The sequence below is a fragment of the bacterium genome (genome assembly GCA_024228115.1).
Lineage (GTDB): Bacteria > Myxococcota_A > UBA9160 > UBA9160 > UBA6930.
Genome location: JAAETT010000669.1, coordinates 1 through 20,675, shown reverse-complemented (window position 1 = coordinate 20,675; position 20,675 = coordinate 1). Strand labels below are relative to the sequence as shown.

The 20,675-nt window shown below is 64.2% G+C and carries 19 protein-coding genes; 15 read left to right on the top strand and 4 right to left on the bottom strand.

Annotated elements, in window-relative coordinates; genetic code table 11:
* The first annotated feature begins 172 nt into the window (after window positions 1–172).
* A complete protein-coding gene (locus GY937_27760; protein MCP5060512.1) occupies window positions 173–721 on the top strand; it encodes a hypothetical protein in 549 nt (182 codons plus the stop codon).
* Here GY937_27760 and GY937_27755 read toward each other — a convergent pair.
* A complete protein-coding gene (locus GY937_27755; GenBank protein ID MCP5060511.1) occupies window positions 718–2,007 on the bottom strand; it encodes a beta-lactamase family protein in 1,290 nt (429 codons plus the stop codon). The genes GY937_27760 and GY937_27755 overlap by 4 nt on opposite strands.
* Before the next feature lie 145 nt (window positions 2,008–2,152).
* Between GY937_27755 and GY937_27750 the strand changes: the two genes are divergently transcribed.
* Window positions 2,153–2,302 carry a hypothetical protein gene (locus GY937_27750; GenBank protein ID MCP5060510.1) on the top strand — a complete coding sequence of 50 codons (150 nt, stop codon included), beginning with the start codon at window positions 2,153–2,155 and terminating at the stop codon, window positions 2,300–2,302.
* Window positions 2,303–2,365: 63 nt separating this feature from the next.
* Here GY937_27750 and GY937_27745 read toward each other — a convergent pair whose 3' ends face one another.
* Complete coding sequence (locus GY937_27745; protein ID MCP5060509.1) at window positions 2,366–3,667, bottom strand: DUF1329 domain-containing protein; 1,302 nt, start codon at window positions 3,665–3,667, stop codon at window positions 2,366–2,368.
* Window positions 3,668–4,104: 437 nt separating this feature from the next.
* Window positions 4,105–5,649, bottom strand: a complete 1,545-nt coding sequence (gene lnt / locus GY937_27740) for an apolipoprotein N-acyltransferase (GenBank protein MCP5060508.1) — start codon at window positions 5,647–5,649, stop codon at window positions 4,105–4,107.
* A gap of 67 nt (window positions 5,650–5,716) precedes the next feature.
* Here lnt and GY937_27735 point away from each other — a divergent pair, with 67 nt between their 5' ends.
* The 5 genes from GY937_27735 (at window position 5,717) to GY937_27715 (ending at window position 12,869) form a co-directional block, all read left to right on the top strand.
* Window positions 5,717–8,245: a hypothetical protein gene (locus GY937_27735; protein ID MCP5060507.1), complete on the top strand. Its 2,529-nt coding sequence runs from the start codon at window positions 5,717–5,719 to the stop codon at window positions 8,243–8,245.
* 250 nt (window positions 8,246–8,495) lie between these two features.
* Window positions 8,496–9,908, top strand: a complete 1,413-nt coding sequence (locus GY937_27730; GenBank protein MCP5060506.1) for a hypothetical protein — start codon at window positions 8,496–8,498, stop codon at window positions 9,906–9,908.
* 43 nt (window positions 9,909–9,951) lie between these two features.
* On the top strand, window positions 9,952–10,956 hold the full coding sequence (locus GY937_27725; GenBank protein MCP5060505.1) for a hypothetical protein: 1,005 nt from the start codon (window positions 9,952–9,954) through the stop codon (window positions 10,954–10,956).
* 20 nt (window positions 10,957–10,976) lie between these two features.
* On the top strand, window positions 10,977–11,675 hold the full coding sequence (locus GY937_27720) for a response regulator (protein MCP5060504.1): 699 nt from the start codon (window positions 10,977–10,979) through the stop codon (window positions 11,673–11,675).
* 63 nt (window positions 11,676–11,738) lie between these two features.
* Window positions 11,739–12,869 carry a hybrid sensor histidine kinase/response regulator gene (locus GY937_27715; GenBank protein MCP5060503.1) on the top strand — a complete coding sequence of 377 codons (1,131 nt, stop codon included), beginning with the start codon at window positions 11,739–11,741 and terminating at the stop codon, window positions 12,867–12,869.
* A gap of 46 nt (window positions 12,870–12,915) precedes the next feature.
* Here GY937_27715 and GY937_27710 read toward each other — a convergent pair whose 3' ends face one another.
* Window positions 12,916–13,191: a hypothetical protein gene (locus GY937_27710; protein ID MCP5060502.1), complete on the bottom strand. Its 276-nt coding sequence runs from the start codon at window positions 13,189–13,191 to the stop codon at window positions 12,916–12,918.
* A gap of 81 nt (window positions 13,192–13,272) precedes the next feature.
* Here GY937_27710 and GY937_27705 point away from each other — a divergent pair, with 81 nt between their 5' ends.
* The 8 genes from GY937_27705 (at window position 13,273) to GY937_27670 (ending at window position 20,458) form a co-directional block, all read left to right on the top strand.
* Complete coding sequence (locus GY937_27705; protein MCP5060501.1) at window positions 13,273–13,878, top strand: TetR/AcrR family transcriptional regulator; 606 nt, start codon at window positions 13,273–13,275, stop codon at window positions 13,876–13,878.
* Between the two features lies 1 nt (window position 13,879).
* The gene (locus GY937_27700) at window positions 13,880–14,731 is read left to right on the top strand and encodes a sterol desaturase family protein (GenBank protein ID MCP5060500.1); all 852 of its coding nucleotides are present in this window, start codon (window positions 13,880–13,882) and stop codon (window positions 14,729–14,731) included.
* A gap of 4 nt (window positions 14,732–14,735) precedes the next feature.
* On the top strand, window positions 14,736–15,608 hold the full coding sequence (locus GY937_27695) for a motility associated factor glycosyltransferase family protein (protein MCP5060499.1): 873 nt from the start codon (window positions 14,736–14,738) through the stop codon (window positions 15,606–15,608).
* 353 nt (window positions 15,609–15,961) lie between these two features.
* Window positions 15,962–17,785, top strand: a complete 1,824-nt coding sequence (locus GY937_27690) for a hypothetical protein (GenBank protein ID MCP5060498.1) — start codon at window positions 15,962–15,964, stop codon at window positions 17,783–17,785.
* 10 nt (window positions 17,786–17,795) lie between these two features.
* On the top strand, window positions 17,796–18,551 hold the full coding sequence (locus GY937_27685; GenBank protein MCP5060497.1) for an alpha/beta hydrolase: 756 nt from the start codon (window positions 17,796–17,798) through the stop codon (window positions 18,549–18,551).
* Window positions 18,552–18,574: 23 nt separating this feature from the next.
* Complete coding sequence (locus GY937_27680; GenBank protein ID MCP5060496.1) at window positions 18,575–18,715, top strand: hypothetical protein; 141 nt, start codon at window positions 18,575–18,577, stop codon at window positions 18,713–18,715.
* Between the two features lie 59 nt (window positions 18,716–18,774).
* Window positions 18,775–19,083 carry a hypothetical protein gene (locus GY937_27675; protein MCP5060495.1) on the top strand — a complete coding sequence of 103 codons (309 nt, stop codon included), beginning with the start codon at window positions 18,775–18,777 and terminating at the stop codon, window positions 19,081–19,083.
* Between the two features lie 175 nt (window positions 19,084–19,258).
* Window positions 19,259–20,458: an LLM class flavin-dependent oxidoreductase gene (locus GY937_27670; protein MCP5060494.1), complete on the top strand. Its 1,200-nt coding sequence runs from the start codon at window positions 19,259–19,261 to the stop codon at window positions 20,456–20,458.
* The last annotated feature ends 217 nt before the right edge of the window (window positions 20,459–20,675 follow it).

Genomic DNA, 20,675 nt, shown 5'->3' with positions numbered 1-20,675 from the left:
GGCGGGGTGTTGCGAGAGTCACTTTTTCTTCGACGCCGGCGCCGCCCATCTTGATGCGACACCCGCGGGGCTACATGGAAACCCCGGAGCCGCCTCCAGCCAACACCCGGATTTGGCGTTGGCGCGCGGGTGCAGGAATGCCATTCTCTTCCCGCTCGCGAGGGAGAGAACGATGAAGCCCGAAGAATGTGTCCTGTACAGTGGAGCGGCCAACGGCGCCGAGGCAGCCTTTGGGGCTGCTGCCGAGCGACACGGTGTGGCCGAAGTGAATTTCACCTTCGAGGGGCACAACGATGCCAGGACACGTGGCATCCGCGTCCTGACTCCAGCCGAGCTCCAACAGGGCGATGTCAGTCTGGCCTATGTCGCCAAGTTGATGCACCGGGAGTATCGGGACACCCCGCTCTTTCGCAGGGTGCTCCAGAGCATCTGGCATCAGGTGAACAGTGGCCAGGAGATCTACGTCATCGGCCAGATCAACGATGACGGGACGGTCAAGGGCGGTACGGGCTGGGGCGCCGAGTTTGCGAAGCTCTGCAACAAGCTCCTCTACGTCTTCGACCAGTCCACCGATTCCTGGCATCACTGGACGGGTGATGGCTGGGAGGCGGGCGGCGAGCCGATCGTGACCCATGCTGCATTCGCGGGAACGGGCACGCGCCTGCTCGAGGAAAACGGTCGCCGGGCGATCGAAGGGCTCTTCGAGCGAACGTTTCGTTAGTCCAGCGGGCGATCCTGGCGCGGGAATGCGGCGTTGATCGCGCCTAGCAACTGGGCCAACCGCACCACATGGGTGCTGACGATCGGTTTTCCGCTCGTCAAGAGGGCTACGGAGATCTCCCGTGCCGGATCGGCCCAGGGGATGATGTTCGAGAAGCCCAGATGGCCGAACGCGCGGCCCGTGCTCGGCCCGAAAAGGCCCACCGGATCGTCGCCTAGCATCGGCCCGAGGCCGTAGCGAAGCGGCATGAAGAGGGTGAGGTCGATCTCCCGGTAGCTCTGCTCTGTCAGGGCGTGGTGTATGGTGCGCGGATCGAAGATGCGCACATCGCCCACGCTGCCGTCATTGAGCAGGCATTGCAGGAAGGTCGTCACCTCGCGAGCGTTCGAGACGACGTTTCCGGCCGGGATGATCCCGCGAAGGAATCGCGGATCGTTCGAGAGTTCTACGATCTCGTCGATGCTCTTGCCGAGGGCGCGGCGAAGGAGCCCTGCGACAGGCGGCGGCGGGTTTGGGCCGGTGCGCGCGTTGACGGCGACCTTGTCGAGATCGCTTTCGGCGACGCCGTAGTTCATCCAGCGCAAGCCGAGGGGCTCGCAGACTTCGGCCGCCAGGAACTCCCGAATGGTCTTCCCCGTCGCCTGACGCACGACCTCGCCGAGTACGAAGCCGCCACTGATGGCGTGGTAGGCTACGAGCCGTCCAGCACGGGTGGATGGGCGCATTTCACAGATGAGCTCGGCCACGGTATCCGGATGGGCTAGCAACTCCAGATCCATCGCCTCGGGAGGCAGGTTCGGAATGCCCGCCCTATGCGCCAGGAGGTGCCGAAGGGTGATCCACTTCTTTCCGTGGCGCTCGAAGCCCGGTACGTAATCGGCGACGCGATCTTCGAGGTGGACGAGGCCACGTTCGTCGAGCTTGTGGATCAGCATTGCGGTGATGAGTTTCGAGGAAGAGAACAGGCAGAAGGGCGTGTCCGGGGTGGCAAGAACTTCGGGCGTGCGGTGATCGTCGCCCGGAGCGTTCCCGGAGAGATGGCCGAGCGTCCGGTCGAGGACGATCTCGCCGCGGTGGCGGATGCACAACTGCAGAGCCGGTGTGATGCCGGTCCGGTAGAGGGCTTCGGCTGCTTCCCAGATCGCTTCAACGCCCTTCGGGTCGGAGCCCGTATCCCAGGCGCTGACCTCCTCGCCTCGCGAGGTCACGCCAGCCAGATCGCTCGGCACCCGGCAACGTGCGAGGAAGGGAAGGGGAAGGCGACCGAGTTGTTCGAGGACATCCATGGCCCGTTGATAGTAGGCATTCCCCGGCGACACTCCTACCCCGCGGCTTCACTCGGGAGCGTTGCAATGACCTCGTCGCCGGTGTCATCAAGATGTCGATGAAAGCCCACCAGCGCGGTCTCCGGCTGTCCCAACTGCCGGGGGAATGGGGCGGGATGGGTCGCATCTCGCCGATGGCGCGGACGTGGTCCACCCATGGCGGATCGCAGAGCGGGCGATCCAGGCGTGTCTCCGGGATGGCAACGTCAAGGCCGCGACGGGCCGGCTCCCGCTCCAGGGCATGCATTCGCTTTGAGGCAGAACGCAAGACGGGCCGAGGCGGCAGCCGCCCCGGCCCGTCAGCAACGTTCCGTGGGATCTAGCGGCCCTTGGTCAGGCGGCCCACGTCGATGAAGCGGCGGATCTTGCCCTTGCTCTTCATGGGCGTGCCGGAGACATCCCAGAACTCGATGCGGTTGCCGGTGCCGGTCTGCACGTTCACGATGATGTCCGAGACCACTCGGAGATCGCGGGGCTCTTCGACGCCTTCCCATCCGGCATACTCCTCGTATCCTTCGGATTCGCTCCAGCGATGGTTATGCCAGAGGATCTTCCACAGCTCGCCCTTGCGGTCGTAGGCGAAGGAGTACAGAGGCTCCATCGAGTTGATGTCGATGTAGATATCCTTGAACTTGTAGGGATGATCTGGGGCGTTGGGCACGAAGCGGATCTTGATGGTCTTGCGCAGTTCCCAGCGATCGTCCGCGAACGAGAGGCCGTAGGGGCCAAAGTTGTGGTCCCGGTTGTACGGGAACGCCATCTGTTTGGTGTTCACCGGTGCGATGACGTCCTCCTCGCCGAGGCATTCCCACTCATATTGGGGCACGACGCCGTTGAAGCTGAACAGGTCGTCGAAAGTGAAGTCCGTCCCGGAGACCGCGTCCGTTCGCTGAGCAGTCGAGATGCGGCGTACACGTCGAAGCGTCGGAACGTATACCCAGGTGTCGTCGTTCTTTCCTGTGGCCTCGGGATTGTATGAATCCTTGTAGCGGTAGGTCAGCAACATGATGCCGCGGGCGTCGAACGGCGCCTCGACATTCGGGCCGCCGGCCGTATACCGCTTCTCGCCGCGGAAGATGTCGCCATCAGTGGCGTCGTACTCGGGCTCCGATCGGTAGGCGAGGTCCACGCCGTTGCTGTTTCCCTCGTAGTAGAGGGGCAGTTCTTCCCCGCGATCCCAATAGCTGTAGTAGAAGCGCGCTTTTCCGCCGGCGCCCGCCCAGCGTCGCATGAAGTTCCACGCAACCTTCGCGCCGGCACCCGGATCGCCCTTGCAATCGATGTCTTCCATCGGAAACGGCTGGCCGGCCCGGTAGTTCTCGAGGCTGGATTCGGGGCCGAGCTTCACCTGGGCCGAGAATTTCTTGGTGGCGTCCATGTAGACCTGCGGCGGGCTGTAGTCGAAATTGGCCGGGCCGATCTCGAGCTGCATGCCCTCGTAGAAGAAGAAGTCGCGATTCGACCAGAACTCCTCCGGCAGGAAGGGCTTGAGCTTGTCGATCTGGTCCATCGTGATGACGTCGCCTTCCGCGAAGGACGGCGCGCCTCCCGCGTCTTCCTGTGAGGCCGCCGGCATGGCCAGGGCCAGGAGCGCGAGCGTGGAGATCAAAAAGCGAATCATTGCATCCTCCTCGGGATGGGATGAAAGGGTTGGCGTTCTGAGCGGGATCGTGCGTGGAGCGGTTCCATACGCACCCGGGTAGACCCCGAAACCCGCGGGGGCGTTTCAGCGGGCGGCCATCCTACCACGGCTCAGCTCCCGCGGCTCAGCCGGAGCCCTTCGGGGCCCCCGGTATTTGCCCCTTTTCGCCCGTTCAGGGGATCATCGGGGCGAGCGCTCGCTCGAAATCCGTGGGCCGCTCGTAGGTGAGACGGGCAATCTCGGCGAGCGCGCCCGGAAGATCGAGGGCCGGGACGGTCTGGGGTTTGCGGGCACAGAGGTCGGCGGTCGCGCAGACGTCATCCCGACGTTCGCAGACGCCAAAGGCCTCGAGGGGGCCGAGGTCATCGGAGATCCTTTGCAGGGAAGGGCGCGGGGTCTCCGGGAATATCGCGGTCCTACCCGGAATCGCTCTTCTTCTGCCGTGGTCGAGCCGCGAACCCGGCAATTGCGACGCAGGACCAGGCGAAGAGATCTCCAGCGCGGGTGTAGGGCGAGAGTCCTACAGGCGTCTCCGGAACCGCATGCTCGAGGACGCCCGTCGCGTCCTGAGGCAAGCTGGCCACGATCGAGCCATCGGGCCCGACGATCGCTGAAATGCCCGTCGTGGTTGCCCGAAGCAGAGGCCGTCGGTTCTCGATCGCGCGGAAGACCACCTGTCGCAGATGTTGCTCGGCGCCGCCGAGGCCGCGGTACCAGCCGTCATTGGAGAGATTGATGAGCAGGCTGGCGCCGCCCAGCACGGCCTCACGGCTCAGATCAGGGTACAGACCCTCCATGCAGATCAGGACACCAAGCATTTCGCCATTGACAGCGAAGAGCCCTGGGGATTGCCCGGCCGAGTAGGAGCCTGCGTCCAGATCGCCGCGCTCGCCGAGACTCAACCAATCGCCTAGCGGCCGGGTCTCACTGAAAGGAAGCAAGCGGCGCTTGTCGTAGGAACCCACCGTGCCGCTGGCATCGACCAGCACAGCGCTGTTGTACGCGCGGTTGCTTCCCTCCAGGACCTCATTGCGCGGTGCGCCGAGCAAGACAGGGCTTCGCATGGCAACCCGTTGAATGGCTGCACCGTAGGTCGGGTGGTCGAGCGGAGTCTGGATGGCGTTCTCGGGCCACAAGATGAGATCGGGGTCTGGCTCCTCGCGTTCGAGCAGGAGGTTCCGCGTGAGGCTTCCGTAGCGTCGCACGACATGGCTCGCAGTTGAGCTGCGCCAGCGGAGCTGCGGGGGGACATTGCCCTGGACGAGCGCCACCTTGAACGCACTCTCGGTCGGCGCGAACTGGCGGCGCCTCAGTTCGCCGTAGACATTCGAGGCGAGCAGTACCGCCACAGCAGCACCTGCGACGGGAAGCGCCAGTCGCGGAGACGCCTGCGAGCGTTGCAGGACGCGGTGGCAGACGAGGATCAACTCCGCGAGACAGGCGTTGACGAAGGCAACCATGGCGGTGACCAGATAGACGCCACCGAGGTCTGCCAACTGGCGGATCCTGATCGCCTCCGCCTGGCTGTCGCCGAGAAGGGCCCAGGGGGTGCGAAAGCCGAGATGGGTGCGCGCGAACTCACCCACCACCCAGCAGGCCGCGAACAGGACGGCGCCCGCGAGGGGGCCGTGCCGTCGTGCGGCCGCTCCGTACAAGACACCTCCCAGCCCGTAGAACGGTGCCGCAGCAACGACCCCAAAGCCGACGATGAAACCCAGACTCAAGGGCTGGGACCACTCGAAATGGCCTGTCAGCGTGGGGAGCAGCCACGCAATGACGGAAATCGTGGCCAGGTAGCCCCATCCAGCTGTCCATATGAAGGCTTTCAAGGGGCCCGAGCCGCGAAGCACCAACAGCAAGGGCACGAGCACGATCCAGGCCAGCCAGCTCCAGGCCCATGGCGGGAAGCACAGCGCACCGTACGCCACGGCCGAGACGAAGACGGCAAGCACACGACCCACGCCGGGGGCATCGTCCGTGCGCAGGTGTGCCTTTAGCTACCCGTGTGTCAGACCGAAAACGGCCAGCATGGCTGTGCGCAGCGAGAAGGATGCGATCCTCTGGATCGGTGTCGCCTTGTGGCTGGTTGCGACGGCCGTGGGTGTGCGGAGTTCGCTGGGCTTCGTCGATCAACCTTTCTCCGGACTGCTCCTGCTCGAGAACCGTGTCGTCGCTTCGGCGGGGCTGGAGAACTGGCCAGCGACCGCCGCAGGGGACCTCTTCCAACAGGAACTCGTCGCGGCCAACGGGAACCTCCTCGCAGATGCGCGCGAACTGCGCCAATACGCGCGAACGGTTCCCGTAGGGACGCCCGTCGCTCTTCGATTCCGCGCACCCACCGGTGAGGAAACGGAACGCATCATCGAGACCCGGATGTTCAGTCGAACGGACTACATCTTCTTGTTCGGCGCCTTCTTGTTATGCGGACTCAGTCTCTGCGGCGTCGCGCTGACGATCCGGTTCTTGCGTGGCGGCGAGATGCGTCGTGCAGGCGGCATTGCCTGGTCGCTTTGGATCAGTGGCATGTTCGCACTGACGGCGATGGACCTCTACGGGGACTATCATCTATTTCGACTGCACGCTGCCTTCGAGTGTTTCTTGTTCGCGGCGACCGTTCATGTCGCGCTGGTCTTTCCTGCTCCCCATGCTCTCCTCGAGCGGTATCCATGGCTTCTCCCCGGCGTGTATGGCGCGTCAGCCGTGCTCGCTGTCGCGAATCAGGTCGGCCTCTACGATCCCGTGCTGTACACCGCGACCCATCGTGTGGCCGTGATCGGGTTCGGGATCGGGCTGGCGGCCTTGCTGGCTTCACAGGTCTACGCGTGGCGTTGGTCGGAGAGTTTCGAGGCGCGTCAACGGGTGAAGGTGCTGGCCCTGGGAACGGTGGTCTCCCTGGGCCCGCCCGGCTTGCTGATCCTCAGCTCCGTCGCGACCGGCGGCGCGGCATCGGAAAGTGCCGCTGCCCTGACGGTGTTCCTGTATCCGCTGGCGATCGGATACGCGGTCTTGCACCAGAACCTGCTCGATATCGACATCATCGTCCGGCGGGGGTTCGGCTACGCGGCACTCACCGTCGCATTGGCCGGTGTCTATGCGTTGACCGCGACGCTGATGGAGGCTGTCTTCGAATTCAGTGGCTCGCCTTCTCTGGGTGCCCGCAGTGGGCTCTTCGCAGGAGCGTCCGTCCTGGTCCTGCTTCCCCTGCGGAACCGAGTGCAGTCGGCGATCGACCGCGTCTTCTTCCGCACCAGCTACGACTTTCGCCTTCTGGTCGAGAGGACGAGTGCCGACCTGGCCTCGGCTACGGATCTCGATTTCATCGAGCAGAAGATCCGGGAAGCGGTGACGGAGGCATTTCAGCCCGAGAGCGTCGTGCTGCTGGTTCGCGCGTCGAACGCCTCTTCCGTCAGCCCGGAACTGACGCGTATGGCGGTTCCCGAAGACATTGCAGAGGAACTCGATTCCGGCCAGATCGAGTTCGCCTACGACCTCGATGGCGGCGGCTTGGCAATCCCCTTCGCCCTGGAAGACAGACTCGTGGCCTTGATGGTGCTGGGTGGTAGACGGTCCGGGGCCTTCTTTGGCGGTGAGGACAGGCGCCTCCTCCACGTGCTCGCCAACCAGGGCGCCATTGCCTTCGAGAACGCGCTGGCCGTCGACGCGCTTCAGGAACTCAACCGTACGCTCGAGGGCAGGGTCGAAGCACGAACCTCTGAGTTGGCGGAAACCCTCGAGGAGTTGCAGGAGACCCAGCGTCAGATGGTGCATCAGGAAAAGATGGCCTCGGTTGGCGCGCTGGTGGCGGGCGTCGCCCACGAGATCAACAACCCGCTGAACTTCATCGAAGGCAACATTCACCATCTTCGGGGCTACATGCAGGCCCTGCGCGGGGCCTTCGAGGAGGTTCAGGATGCTGCGAAGGAGGACGGGCCCGGGCTTTGCGAGCGGGTTGCGGCGATTCGCGAAGCGCACGACCTGGACTTCGTTCTCGAAGATCTAGGATCGGTCTTTCAGGGCTGCGACGAGGGCGTGGAGCGCGCAACTCGCATCGTTCGGGATCTGCGTAGCTTCTCTCGAACGGATGCAGGTGAGGTCTCCGAGGTCGACCTGGGCCAGGCCCTCGATGCCACCGTGAACCTTCTGCGGGGTCGCCTGACAGGAATCGAGGTACAGCGCGAGTACGCGAACACCCCGCCGGTCGAGTGCCTGGAGGGCCAGATCGGTCAGGTACTCATGAACTTGCTGGCCAATGCCGCGGACGCCCTCGGCGAAGCTGGCAACATCACGGTTCGCCTCGGTCAGGTCGGCGACGATTCAGTCTTCTTCGAGGTAGAAGACGACGGCTGTGGCATCCCTCCGGACGTTGTGGAGAGGATCTACGAGCCGTTCTTTACCACCAAGGAGGTAGGGACGGGGACGGGGCTGGGCTTGTCCATCTCCTACGGGATCGTGACTCGCCACAGCGGCCGACTCGAGGTGCGGAGCGAACCCGGCCAGGGCACCTGCTTTCGCGTCGAACTCCCGCAGCGCTCGCAGCTCGCTCGAGAGGGCAACTAGCGACAACGCAGTTGTCGCTGTGTGCTGACAACCCGGTTGTCGGCGTTGCAAGCAGCCCAATCTCGCGTGTCTTCGTCGATGCTTGCATGTTGACGAAGCCGGACGTGCCGAGGGCCGTCACCGCCGCGGGCAGATCGCTCCGCGGACAACGTCACGTTTTCGAGGGGTTGCCGCGTCTTCTGCCCATGGCATGGCCCTTGCTCCTTCGAGCCTCGACGGAACCGATTTTCGATCTCGAAGGGACCTCGTGATGACCTCCATCTATCGCTTTTTCGCACTTACCGCAGTTCTCGCGCTGCTGGCGCTGGTGCCGAACCCCGCTCCCATTCTTGCTGGCTGCGGCTGCGATCATCCGCCGCCGGCCTGGGCGCCAATCATGCCGCCGTTCGCCTCGGGTGGGCAGCCCATGCTGATCAACGCCCAGAAGGACGAGTTCGATGTCGGCAAGACCTACGAGGTCTCGTTCGGCAAGCCGGGATGGTTCGTCGCCAAGGTGACGGTTGTCGCCGACAGCAAGACCCAGCTTCGCATCGAAATGCCGAAGCTCGTCAACATAGGACCGGTCGAGCTCCATGTGACCGAGATGGAAGGGACGGAGCGGGGAGACACTGACGTCTACGATTCCAGCCTGTTCACAGCGATGGCCTTGCCGCGCCGCCTCCCGGCCGGCGACGCAGTCATCATGATGCAGGAGCTGATGGTCGCAGTGACGGAGGATGGAACCATCCTGATTCCGTTCGACCTTCGGGACGTTCTCGATCCGACGCAGTTCGCGATGAGCCTCGGCAAGCTCCCGGTTCGCTTCGGTCCGGAAGACGTCGTGTTCTACAATCGCGATGGCGTCGACTTGACGCTCTTCACGCTGGCTGTCGAGGACGCCACCGGGCGCGAATGGGGTAGCTACTACGGATGGGAGGTCGAGGACGACGCCGGACTGCGCGGCCTCACTTTCAACTCGCAGGTCGCCGAGGCCTGGGACAAGGAGAACAACAGCGATCTGCTCACCTATTGGCGTCACGAGTTCCAGACCTACGCGAGGGCCCACCAGCAGGGTGGCAGCCACGAAGTAAGCGATGGTTTCCACCCGGACGGGAGCTTCCACATCGATCATGACATGTTGATCGTTGCGATCTCCGTGCCCGACCAGGTTTCGCCGGGCTCTCGAACCGTCGATCTGCTGGCCTCTGCTGCCGTGACCAAGCTTCCGATCGAACCCGAGGAGATGGCCGAGCTGACGTTTGGCGCGACCGTCTACAAGACCGAGAATGCCACCATGGACGCACTCGGTGCGATCTTCGCCGGCTCCGACGAGGTGACGTTGAAGGCGACGGAAGAATCGACGGTCGCCGTGGCGCCGGCAACGGTCTCCGAACCTGAGCTCGTGACGGTTTCCGATCCGGAGCCGGTCACGCCGACTACCGAGATCACGATCACCACGTCGGTCTACAACAACAAGAGGGCCATCGTCAAAGTGTTCGCCACGGCTTCGAGCCCGGACGTGACGTTGACCGCGACCGTCGACGGTGTCGGTGCAGGCGCCATGAAGTGGAACGCGAAGAAGGATCGCTTCGAGTACAAGTACAAGACCAACACGAACCTGGATGGCCGCACGGTCACCGTCACTGCCAGTGACGGGGCCACGGCGACCGCAACCCTGAAGTAGAGCAACGACTCTTCGTTCACACTCTCTCTCAGGTAGTTCCTCCATGCGTTCCTTCTTTCATGACCCGCTTCGCGTCGCCGCTGCCGTCCTGCTTCTCCTGGCAGGGCTGGCTGGCGGGGCGGGCGCCCTCTCGCAGATCGGTCAGCCCTTCCCGGGCTTTCTGGTCCTCGAGAATCGCGTCGTTGCCTCGGTGGGCCTCTCTCTCTGGCCTGGCACGGCCGGAGGTGAGATCTACCAGCACGAGATCACTGCGATCGACGGCGAGCGCACCCTGCACGTCAACGCGATCCGCGCGATCGTTGCCGAGAGCCCGATCGGCACCGAGCTTGCCTACAGCTTCCGCGGAAGCGAGGGGAGCTTCGAGCGATCGATCGCCACCCGTCACTTCGGCTGGCGAGACGCCACGCTTCTACACGGCCTCTATCTCTTGAACGGCCTGGCCCTTGGAATCGCCGCCCTGATCGCCCTGGGAGCCCGAGATCGCAACGACTCGGCGATGGCGGTCGCACCCATCCTGCTGGTCGCCGCGGTGTGGGCGTTGACGGCGATGGACATCTACGGGCCCTACCGGACCTTCCGGGTGCACGCCCTCGCCGAGACCCTGTTGCCTGCCTGCGCCCTGCACATGGCCCTCTGCTTCCCGACCGCGCTCGGCCCGGTGCGTCGCCGCCCATGGCTGGTCGTCGTTCCGTACATCCTCGCCGGGTTCCTTGCCGCCGCCAACCAATGGGGCCTCCGGACACCGAGCGTGTACACGACGACTCACCTGGTCGCTGTGAGCGCCATCGGCGTCGCGCTGGTCGTATTCGTGGTCTCCGAGGTCGAACGCTACCGCCGGCCCCTGGTTGCCGAGGTGCGCGCACGGCTGCGCACGGTCGCACTCGGCTGCGGGGTCGCCTTGTTGCTTCCCGTCGTCATCACGCTCTTCGAGTTCGTGACGGGGGGCCGCTCGCCGCAAAACGCCATCGCGTTGACCGGCTTCATTCTTCCGCTCTCTTTGGCATGGGCCGTACGGGGCGAGAGCTTTCCCGAGCCGATGAAGGCTTGAACACAACAACTGGGGAACAGATGATGACGATCGAATTGGGAACCGTTCTGCTGGTCGACGATTCAGCCGTCTTCTCCGACGCCCTGCGCCGGATGCTCGAAACCTGCTGCGAGGAGGTGATCACCGCCCGGACCTGCGCCGAAGCGGCGGAACAGCTTCAAAAGCGCGACGACATCGAGCTGCTGGTCACGGATGTGGTGCTGCCCGATGGCACCGGCTTCGATCTGCTGCGAGACGAGAGGCCCGAAATGCCCTCGATCATTGTGACCTCAAAGCCCACCCCCGGCGGTGCCACACTGGCCCATCGCCTCGGCGCGCTCGACTACCTGCCCAAGCCTCTGGCGCTCAGCGACATCGTCGAGGTCTGGGAACGTCACGTGCCCACCCAGGTGGCCGCGCCTTCCAGGCGACGGACGACGGCGGCGCTTGGCTACGCGCTGCTCGTCGATCCCGAGGAGCCGCTGGCGCTCACGGTCGCCTGGGAGATTGGATCGCTTAGGCCGGATGGGGCATTTCTGCTCGCCGAGGGTCCGGTGGAGGCCGGGAGCGAGCTGGTGCTGACCCTCGTGGTGAATCGCCAACGGCTGCCGCTGGCTGCTCGGGTCGAGGGTGTGGTGGAGCCTGCGTGGGGTCGCCCCGGAGGCCTGGATGTCTCGTTCAGCGACGTGGGCGCTGGAGCCGCAGAGCGAATCCAGTCCTGGATCGGGCGTACAGCCTAGGCGAACTGCTCAGTTTCGGGTGCGCTCTCTAAGGTCGATTTCCGGACCGGTCGATGACAGGTCGTGGACAAGCCCCGAATCCTGGTCGTGGACGATGAGCCCCGCGCGGTCGGACTGCTAGTCCGCTCGCTCCGGCGTCTCGGTGATGTCGAGACGGCCGCCAGTGGCGACGAGGCCTGGCGGAAGTTCTCGCCTGGAGCATTCGACTTGATCGTCTCTGACCAACGAATGCCGGGTATGTCCGGCGTCGAGTTGCTGGCAAAGGTCGCCGAACAGGACGAGAACGTCGGCTGCATCCTTCTCACTGGCTACTCGGACATGGACTCGACTGTCGATTCCATCAATCGGGGCCGAGTTCATGCCTACCTTCATAAACCCTGCTCGCCACCGGACCTGGAGGAGGCCGTGCGAGGCGTTCTCGTTCGTGTCGGCCTCGCACGGGAAAATCGGCGACTCGTTTCGATCACGGTCGAGCAGAACCATGCCCTCCAAGAAGCGCTCGCCGAGCTAGAGAGATCGCAATCCCAGCTGCTTGCGAGTGAACGGCTCTCGGCCGTCGGCAAGACGATTGCCACGATCGTCCACGATCTTCGTGGACCTCTGGCGGCCATCCAGGGACTCGCGCAGATCGCCAGAGATCAAGAGGAGACCGCGTCGGAGTTGCTCGCGGAAATCCTCCAGGAGACCCAGCGCATGGCGCGAATGTGCGAGGAACTTCTCGAGGTGACCCGTGTCTCGAAGTGCCCCCTCGCGCCCGTGGATCTCCAGGTTGACGCGCTCCTGAGCAAAGCCGTCGCACCCTATCTCGAACTCGCTGGTTGCGCCGGCATCCACGTCGGTCTTCACGGGGCCCCTGGCCTTCAACTCCGAGGTGACGAAGACCAGTTGCTGCGAGCGCTTCGCAATCTGCTGCAGAATGCCGTGGAGGAGATGCCCCAGGGCGGAACGCTCGAGGTCGCAGCCCGTGGATTCGACGAGCGGGTGGAGCTGAGTGTGGCGGACTCGGGCCGCGGTATTTCCGAGGAGATCCAGGACAGACTCTTCGAGCCCTTCGTGACTGAAGGCAAGAGCCAGGGCAATGGTCTCGGCCTGGCGATCGTCGAAAGCGTTGTACGGGATCACGCGGGGTCGGTCCGCGTCGAGAAATCCGAAGCGGGTGGGGCCTGTTTCGTGATCAGTCTCCCCTCGGATTGACACGCCCGACCTGGATCCGCGGGGCCGGCTGATTCTCGCGCCGTCCTCAGCTATCGCGCTCCTGAAACACCCGCCGGATCGCCTTGCGGTGAAGTTCCGCATCCGATGCGTCCGGTGATCTCACACGCTCAGCATCCAACCGCTCTCGTACCCGGCCACGGTTCCCGTCGCATGCTTTCAACAGGAAGGCGCGGTCTTCCTTCGGGACTTTGTCGCGGAGTGGCGGGAGGCCCAGCCGCTCGGCCAGACGGCGCCCTGCGGTGGTCGAGAGGAAAAGGGCTCCGAGCGCCAGAAGGCTGACGAGGACGATGAGGATGCGCATTCCGGGAAATCTATCCCCTCCTGGCCTCGAATATTTATAAAGTGACTTGTCACTTTGTAAATATTGATCTAGGGTGATCCCATGCCGAGCACCCATCTGCCCCGTCGCACCCAGAAGCAGCGTCGCGAGACGACCCGCCGCGAGCTCCTGGAGGCCACCGTGGAGATGCTCGTGGAGCATGGATGGGCGGGAGCGACGACGACCCGCATCTGCGCCCGATCGGGCCTCTCCCAGGGGGCGCTATTCAGCCATTTCCCCACAAAGGCCGCCCTCGTGGCGGCGGCGGCTGCGGTGTTGTTCGCGGATCTCAAGCAGCTCTTCCAGGCCAGGCTGCCGCGCCTGGTCGGCGCCCAGGATCGAGCCGAAGCCGCGGTCCGCGTGTTGTGGGAGATCTTCCAGGAGCCGAAGCTCCACACGGCCTTCGAGCTGTACAACGCCTCGCGTACGGATCGGGAGCTTGCGCGGACGCTTGCGCCGGTCGCGGATCAACACGGCGCCGACCTGCGGCGAATCGCCCATGAACTCTTTCCCAACGTGGCCGGGCGGCCTGACTTCGAAACCACCGTTTCCCTGGTCGTGAATGCTCTTCAGGGCGCTGCGCTCGGGAGCCTGGCCGCCCGGGATTTCGAAATCCACGAGCCGATGCTCGCCGCCCTGGCCGAGCTCGTTCGCAAGGAGGTTGCCTGAGATGGATTTCACCCTTTGGACGGCGCCCGCATTCATCGCGTTGTTGCTGCTGGAGGTCTGGCTCACCCGTCGCCGTGGTGCGCCGGTTCACGAGGCCAGGGACAGTATTGCGAGTGTCACCATGGGTATCGGCAGTGTCGTCGTCGGCATGGCCTGGGTGGGCGTCAAGTTGGGCGCCTACGAATGGGCCTACTCCTATGCCTTCTTCGATCTGGGGCATGGCATCTCGACGTGGATTGCGGCGTTCATCGTCGTCGATTTCGCCTACTACTGGTTCCACCGGCTGCATCACGAGGTGCGGGTGCTATGGGCGGCCCACGTGACCCACCACTCGAGCACGCACTACAACCTGGCGACGGCACTACGCCAGAGCTGGACGCCGATGACCGCCCTGATCTTCTACGCGCCGATCCCGCTGCTGGGTTTCGATCCACTGATGGTCGTCACCGTCTACTCCCTCAATCTGGTCTACCAATTCTGGATCCATACGGAAGAGATCGATCGCTTTCCCGCCGCATTCGAGGCGGTGATGAATACGCCGAGCCACCATCGCGTGCACCACGGCACCAATCTCCAGTATCTCGATCGCAACCACGCAGGGGTCTTCATCGTCTGGGACAAGCTGTTCGGAACGTTCGAGCCCGAGCAGGAGAAGGTCGTCTACGGGCTCACCAAGAACATCGATTCCTACAACCCCTTCTGGATCGCATTCCACGAGTGGATTGCAGTGATTCGCGATGCTCTCCGGCCGGGCCCCTGGCGAACCCGCCTGGCCTACCTGATCAAGCCGCCGGGCTGGAGCCCGGACGGTTCGACGCATACCTCGGACGAACTCCGCGCGTTGGCTGCGTAGGTGGTTGGGCGAAGCGCTGGGTGAAACCGAGTGGCTTCGCTCCGGCGGAACGGTCGCAGCCTCAGCGGTCTTCCTGGCCGTCTTTCTCGGCGCAGAGAACGTGATGCTGATCGGCCAGGATCTCGCATTCACCAGCGGACGACGTTATGCGGAGGGCTCATTGTACGAGGACATGGGGGTGACCCAGCACGAGGACGGCAGCCTCTACTTCACGAATCTCAAGATCAAGGCGGATCTGTTCGGGCGTCCGACACCGGATCGCGAACTCGCTCCAGGTACGCTTCGTGTCGAAGGATGGCATGGCGAAGAGGTCTGGACCGACCGGAGCTATGCAAGCTTCCGGGAGGAGTATCGGGCCATCGGGAAGATCCTGGCGCCGGAAGGCGTACGCCTCATCAACTGCACGGAAGGTGGGGCCCGCATCCCTGGTCTCGAGCATGAGGCCTTCGGCCCACTGATTCGTGCACTCGAAGGTCCAACGCTCCCCGTGGAGGAAGCGTTGGCCGCTGCGGCTGCGGCTCCAGCGTCGGGTGGCCTCGCCGAAGCGAGTCGCTCTCTCGCCCAGGCCGCTCGCCTCCTGCAGACGGAAGCCAACCGGGCCCTCGAGAAGCTTGCACGCTTCGAGAACGGCAAGGGAACGGCGGCCGAAGCCTCACTGCTGCGCGCTGCAGCGAAGGCCGAGCGGAAGGTGCACAAACGCCTCGGGCGTCTCCCGGTCGTCGAGTTCCTGACCCAGAACGAGTTGCACGAGCTGCAACTCGCATCCCGGAAAACGGACGGCAGTGTGGATGGAGCGGTCGACCGCTCGAAGGCTCTCCTCGAGGCGGTCATCCGTGGGGCGGAGGGCGTGATCGAGCCGATGGGACGGATCGGCTAGCTCGGGGCCCCTTCGGTCTGGTTCCGCTTCGCTTCTCGCGCGCGGTGCGGAGTCGCGTGACCCGTGCCCCTCCCCGGCGAAGCGAAGCAGCTCCAGTTTCCGGGACGTAGCCAGCAGGGCGGGATGCTCTTCAGGTGGATCGGCGCAGAGGAGCCTTCGCCGGTGGAAACGCGAGTTGTCCCGTTCTCGGAACCCTGAGGGAAAAACCTTTCCACTCGCAGAAAACCCATTCTCAAATGCCGGGCCCAACCATCGGTCGAGTCGCGTAAACTGCTGAAATCCAAGGGATGTCGGGAACTTTTTCCCGGCACCGGGATTGCTTCACAGTGGCTCAGTTCACCAAGGAGAATTGCATGCGCTCGCCGCTCGCCCGGAACCGGTTCGCCCTGATTGTATTGCTTGGCTTCGTGTTGATCTTCGGCATGGGCGGGAGCTGCAACCCCAAGCCCAAGCTCATCGTGGATTCTCCGGCGAGTGGCATCTTTACGACGGCCCCATCGATCACGCTGGACGGGCGCTTCCTCAATGCAGCCGCGAATGCCACGCTGACCGTGGGAGCCACGTCGGTTCCGATTCAGCCCGACGGCAGCTGGAGCACGAGCGTCACGCTCGACCCGGTCGCGATCGTAAATCCCATCATGGTCACGGGGGTATCCGGGCTGATTACCCGGCGCGAGCGGATCACCGTTTTCAATTCCGATTCCGTCGCAGATGGCGCCTATTCGCTCGAGGCCATGGCCATGCGCATCACGGACACCGGGCTGGCTGCGATGGCGCCGGTGATGGCGAGCCTGGTCACGTTGGATCCGGCGGCTCTCCTACCCGTTGGGACCGTGCTGGATAGCGGCTGTAAGATCCCCGGGCCGTTCGGAACGTGCCTGGGCTCGGCCACGACGTCGATTTCCAATCCGCCGCCGTCGATCTCGGGCTTCGGCCTCGACATCGTGCCGATCACCGATGCCTTGAACGGCACGGTTTCGATCTACGACCTGGATATCCACATCCAGATCAGTGGCACCGGGCTGGTTCCGACTTGCGGCGTCCGCTTGACGGCGGCACTGACGGATCTTCCCGGAACCTACGAGGTCGAGCCGACGGTTCCCACATCCCTCCCGGGCCTCGACGTTCATCAGACCGCGATCAGCGTGAGCTTCAGTGGCTTCAATCAGTCATTCGTGAGCGGAATCTGCGACGTGCCCATCATCGGGGATCTGATCGGGTTGATCATCGGCGACCTCCAGGACGACGTGACCTCCGGCTTCCAGTCCTTCCTCTCCGACCCGGACGGAACAGGGCCGGCGGATGCGCCGATTGCCGATGCCATCGAGACGGCCACGGCCGGACTGGATATCGACGGCGCGATCGGCACCTCGATCGGCGTGAACATGGATGCCCCGACGTTCGCCGCCCTCGAGGATCCGAACGGCCTGACGATCGGGACGGATGCGAGCATCACGGCTTCGATGCCGGCCGCTGGCGCACCCGATCTTCTGGCTTCCTACCACGTGGACGAGGTATTCCCGGACTTCCCGGCGCTCACGCCGGTCGGTGGGCTTCCCTACGGGCTTGCACTCTCCCTTGGGACGTCCGCTTTCAATCAGCTGTTGAAGGCGGAGGTCGAGAGCGGCCTGCTGGCGTCGACGATTACCGAACTCGATCTCTTTGGCACCGGGCCGCTTCCGCTCACGGCGGGTTTGCTCACAGCGTTCATCCCGGAGATGGCGATCCTCGATCCGGCCGAACCGTTCGAAATGATCCTCGAGCCCGGAGCCGCCCCGTTCATCACGGGAGCCCCAGGCCCGGCGGGTGAGCTCGCGCTCATGTACGTGCCCGGTCTCGTCCTCAAGTTGCAGCCGGAAGGCAGCAACGTTCCGCTGGTGACGGTGGTGGTCGACGCGCAGGTGGGCCTCGACTTCAACTTCGTTGCCGGGGAACTGGCGATCACGATCGCGAGCGTGGTGCCCGGTACCATCAATATCGACATCGTATTGAACCGGATCGACACCAACGAGGCCGTGCTCGATGCCGTGCTGACCTTTGCTCTCGATGCGGCGCTGCCCTCCCTTGCTGACTCCCTCGGCTCGTTCCCGATCCCGAGCCTGCTGGGGCTCACGACGTCCTTCGTCGAGGCCTCGCGTGCCGGCGAGTTCATCGGGCTCTGGTTGGATGTGAACTAGCGCCGAAGGCGTGGCCCGCCTCCTCCGTATCCTGCTGATGCTCGTGGTGGTGGCACTCGTGCTGCCGCCGCTGGTCTTCGCCTTGTTTCCAACCGCCGAGCCCGAGCTTCCGCTGGCCGGACGGCGGGTGGAAGTGGCGCCTGGTGTGGGGGTGAACCTCATCGAAGCGGGTTCCGGCCCCCCGGTCGTCCTCGTTCATGGGCACCCGGGTTCCGCTTACGATTGGCGCTCGGTGATGGATGCGTTGGCGGAGCGTGGCCATCACGCGTTGGCGTACGATCGCGTGGGATACGGTCGCTCCGACGCGCGCACCGTGCCCTCACGCGTCGATGCGAACGCGAATGAACTCCTCGCTCTCCTCGCGGCAGAGGATCTTCGCGAGGTGACGCTCGTCGGCTGGTCCTACGGGGGTGGAACATCGATCGCGGCGGCAAAGAAGGATGCGTCGCGCCTGGCTCGTGTCGTGCTGGTGGGTTCGGTGGGGCCGGGCGTCGAGGATCGCCCTGCACCGCCAGAGTGGCTGATGGAGTTGATGGTCGGGCCCGTTCTCTCGTGGATCAGCGCGGTTCCTCCGGTCGCCGCACGCCTACGCGAGAACATGACCGCGCTTGCCTTCGAACCCGAGCGCGTCACGCCGGGGTACCGTGCGTTGCTCGACGCCAATTTCGCGGCGCCTCATACGCTCGAGACGTTTCGCAACGAAGGGCGGGATCTTGACGGGCGCGCGGACATCGACCCTTCGGATCTACAGCTGCCATCCTGGTGATTCATGGGGACGGTGATCGTCTGGTGCCTGCCAGCGTCGGGGAGACGCTTCACGGGCTCGCTCCCGAAAGCGAACTCTGGATGGTTCCAGGCGGCGGCCATATGTTGCCCTTCACCCGCGTGGAAACCCTGGTAGAACGCATCGCGGCGTTTACCGGAAGTTGAATTCCGCTGCGCACAATCGACGAGAATTGGGCTTCCAGTTCGGTGCCGGTGGGTGTAGGTTGAACTCGAAGCCCGATGGAGCGGCACAGGAGAGCGAGGTCTCGCACTCGTCGGCGGAACTGAGTGTCCGCATCCAGGGTTTCACGTCGACGGATCGCGAGCCATACGGCGGTTGCGGCGAAGGAAGCCGCAACGGTCGGCAAGAGCAGGGAATCCTCCTGGACCCGGGAGCTTCCAACACTGCGCGGAGACCGACGGCCCACCTCTGGGGTTCGCCCGGCCAGGCGGACTTGAAGCGGGTTCCGAGGGACGCGGACAATCGGGAACGAGCCGTCGACCCAGGCCCTGGTCTTTGGGGCGGCAGCTAGCCGAGACCTGCGGCGCTTCGTGCACCGGCATTGCCGGATCGCCCCGACGGAGGCCCGGGAGGGCCCTGCTACCTCACCCGCGTTCCATTTCATGGGTTCCAGCTGGCCCACTGATCGCGTTCTCTGCTCTCGACGAGCGTGTCGCGGTTCGAACCCCTAGCGCCCGGAGCCCCCAATGAAGTTCGGAATCTTCTACGAGCACCAGTTGCCGCGGCCCTGGAACGACGGCGATGAGCTGCGCCTGTTCCAGGAAGCCCTCGATCAGGTGGAGTTGGCCGATCGCGTAGGCATCGACTTCGCGTGGGAGGTGGAGCACCACTTTCTCGAGGAATACTCCCACTCCTCGGCTCCAGAAGTCTTCCTGGCGGCGTGCTCCCAGCGCACCCAGAACATTCGCCTGGGCCACGGCATCGTGCAGACGCCCCCCGGCTACAACCACCCGGCGCGGGTCGCAGAGCGCATCGCCACGCTCGATCTCGTCTCGAACGGTCGCGTCGAATTCGGCACTGGCGAGTCCTCCGCCATTCTCGAGCTCGGCGGCTTCAATGTCGATGTCGCGAGCAAGCGGGAAGCCTGGCGGGAGGCGACGGAACAGATCGCCAACATGCTGGTGATGGATCCCTACCCGGGGTTCCAGGGAAAGTTCTTCGACATGCCTTGTCGGAACATCGTTCCCAAGCCGGCGCAGAGGCCCCATCCACCGCTATGGGTGGCGTGCTCGAACCGCGAGACGATCAAGCTTGCAGCTCGTTGTGGTATCGGCGCACTCACCTTCGCCTTCGTCGACCCTGCCGAGGCCAAGAAGTGGGTCGATGACTACTACCGCATTCTCAAGGAGGAATGTGTGCCGATCGGTCACGCCATCAACCCGAACATCGCGATGGTGACGGGCTTTTCGCTTCATGAAGACGGCGAAGAAGCGAAGCGCCGCGGGCAAGACGGTTTCCGCTTCTTCGGCTTCGGTCTGGGCCACCACTACATCTTCGGTGAGCACAAACCGGGCCGCACGGATATCTGGAAGGCCTTCGAGAAAGCGCGGCCGATGCTGCCCGACGACGGCGCGAACCGCGGCATCGGTACGCCGGACGAGCTGCGTGCCCACCTCGGCGGGTTTGCCGAGGCGGGTGTGGACCAGGTGACCTTCATCCAGCAGGGAGGGCGCAATCGCCACGAACATATCTGCGAATCCCTCGAGCTCTTCGCGGAGCGTGTCATGCCCGAGTTCAAGGAAGAAGAAGCGGCGCGTGAGCGCAAGAAGATGGAGGAACTCGCGCCCTATCTGGAAGCCGCGATGGCCCGCAAGGAGAAGATGCAGGAGCTCGCCGACGATGAGATCCCGACCTTTCCTGCCCTCGGGCGCCAGATCACCGATTAAGGAGCGCTCACGACAGAGCAACGCGCAAACATGGACAAGGTGAGACAGGCTGGCCGGAAGGCATTCGAGGACCAGCGCTAGCGCGAATAATTCATGAAGAAGTCGTGGTCTTGAATTGAAGAAGGCCCCAGTTGCGGTAGAAACGAGTTGCAACACGCGTTTCCCCTCAACAAGGGCCCCTTCATGAAGCCGGATTCTACCGCACAGGCTGTCATCT

Excerpts from the sequence above, each read along its gene's own strand:
- GY937_27760 (MCP5060512.1), top strand. The coding sequence starts at position 173 with ATGAAGCCCGAAGAATGTGTCCTGTACAGTGGAGCGGCCAACGGCGCC.
- GY937_27755 (MCP5060511.1), bottom strand. The coding sequence starts at position 2,007 with ATGGATGTCCTCGAACAACTCGGTCGCCTTCCCCTTCCCTTCCTCGCA.
- GY937_27750 (MCP5060510.1), top strand. The coding sequence starts at position 2,153 with ATGGGGCGGGATGGGTCGCATCTCGCCGATGGCGCGGACGTGGTCCAC.
- GY937_27745 (MCP5060509.1), bottom strand. The coding sequence starts at position 3,667 with ATGATTCGCTTTTTGATCTCCACGCTCGCGCTCCTGGCCCTGGCCATG.
- GY937_27735 (MCP5060507.1), top strand. The coding sequence starts at position 5,717 with ATGGCTGTGCGCAGCGAGAAGGATGCGATCCTCTGGATCGGTGTCGCC.
- GY937_27730 (MCP5060506.1), top strand. The coding sequence starts at position 8,496 with ATGACCTCCATCTATCGCTTTTTCGCACTTACCGCAGTTCTCGCGCTG.
- GY937_27725 (MCP5060505.1), top strand. The coding sequence starts at position 9,952 with ATGCGTTCCTTCTTTCATGACCCGCTTCGCGTCGCCGCTGCCGTCCTG.
- GY937_27720 (MCP5060504.1), top strand. The coding sequence starts at position 10,977 with ATGATGACGATCGAATTGGGAACCGTTCTGCTGGTCGACGATTCAGCC.
- GY937_27710 (MCP5060502.1), bottom strand. The coding sequence starts at position 13,191 with ATGCGCATCCTCATCGTCCTCGTCAGCCTTCTGGCGCTCGGAGCCCTT.
- GY937_27705 (MCP5060501.1), top strand. The coding sequence starts at position 13,273 with ATGCCGAGCACCCATCTGCCCCGTCGCACCCAGAAGCAGCGTCGCGAG.
- GY937_27700 (MCP5060500.1), top strand. The coding sequence starts at position 13,880 with ATGGATTTCACCCTTTGGACGGCGCCCGCATTCATCGCGTTGTTGCTG.
- GY937_27690 (MCP5060498.1), top strand. The coding sequence starts at position 15,962 with ATGCGCTCGCCGCTCGCCCGGAACCGGTTCGCCCTGATTGTATTGCTT.
- GY937_27670 (MCP5060494.1), top strand. The coding sequence starts at position 19,259 with ATGAAGTTCGGAATCTTCTACGAGCACCAGTTGCCGCGGCCCTGGAAC.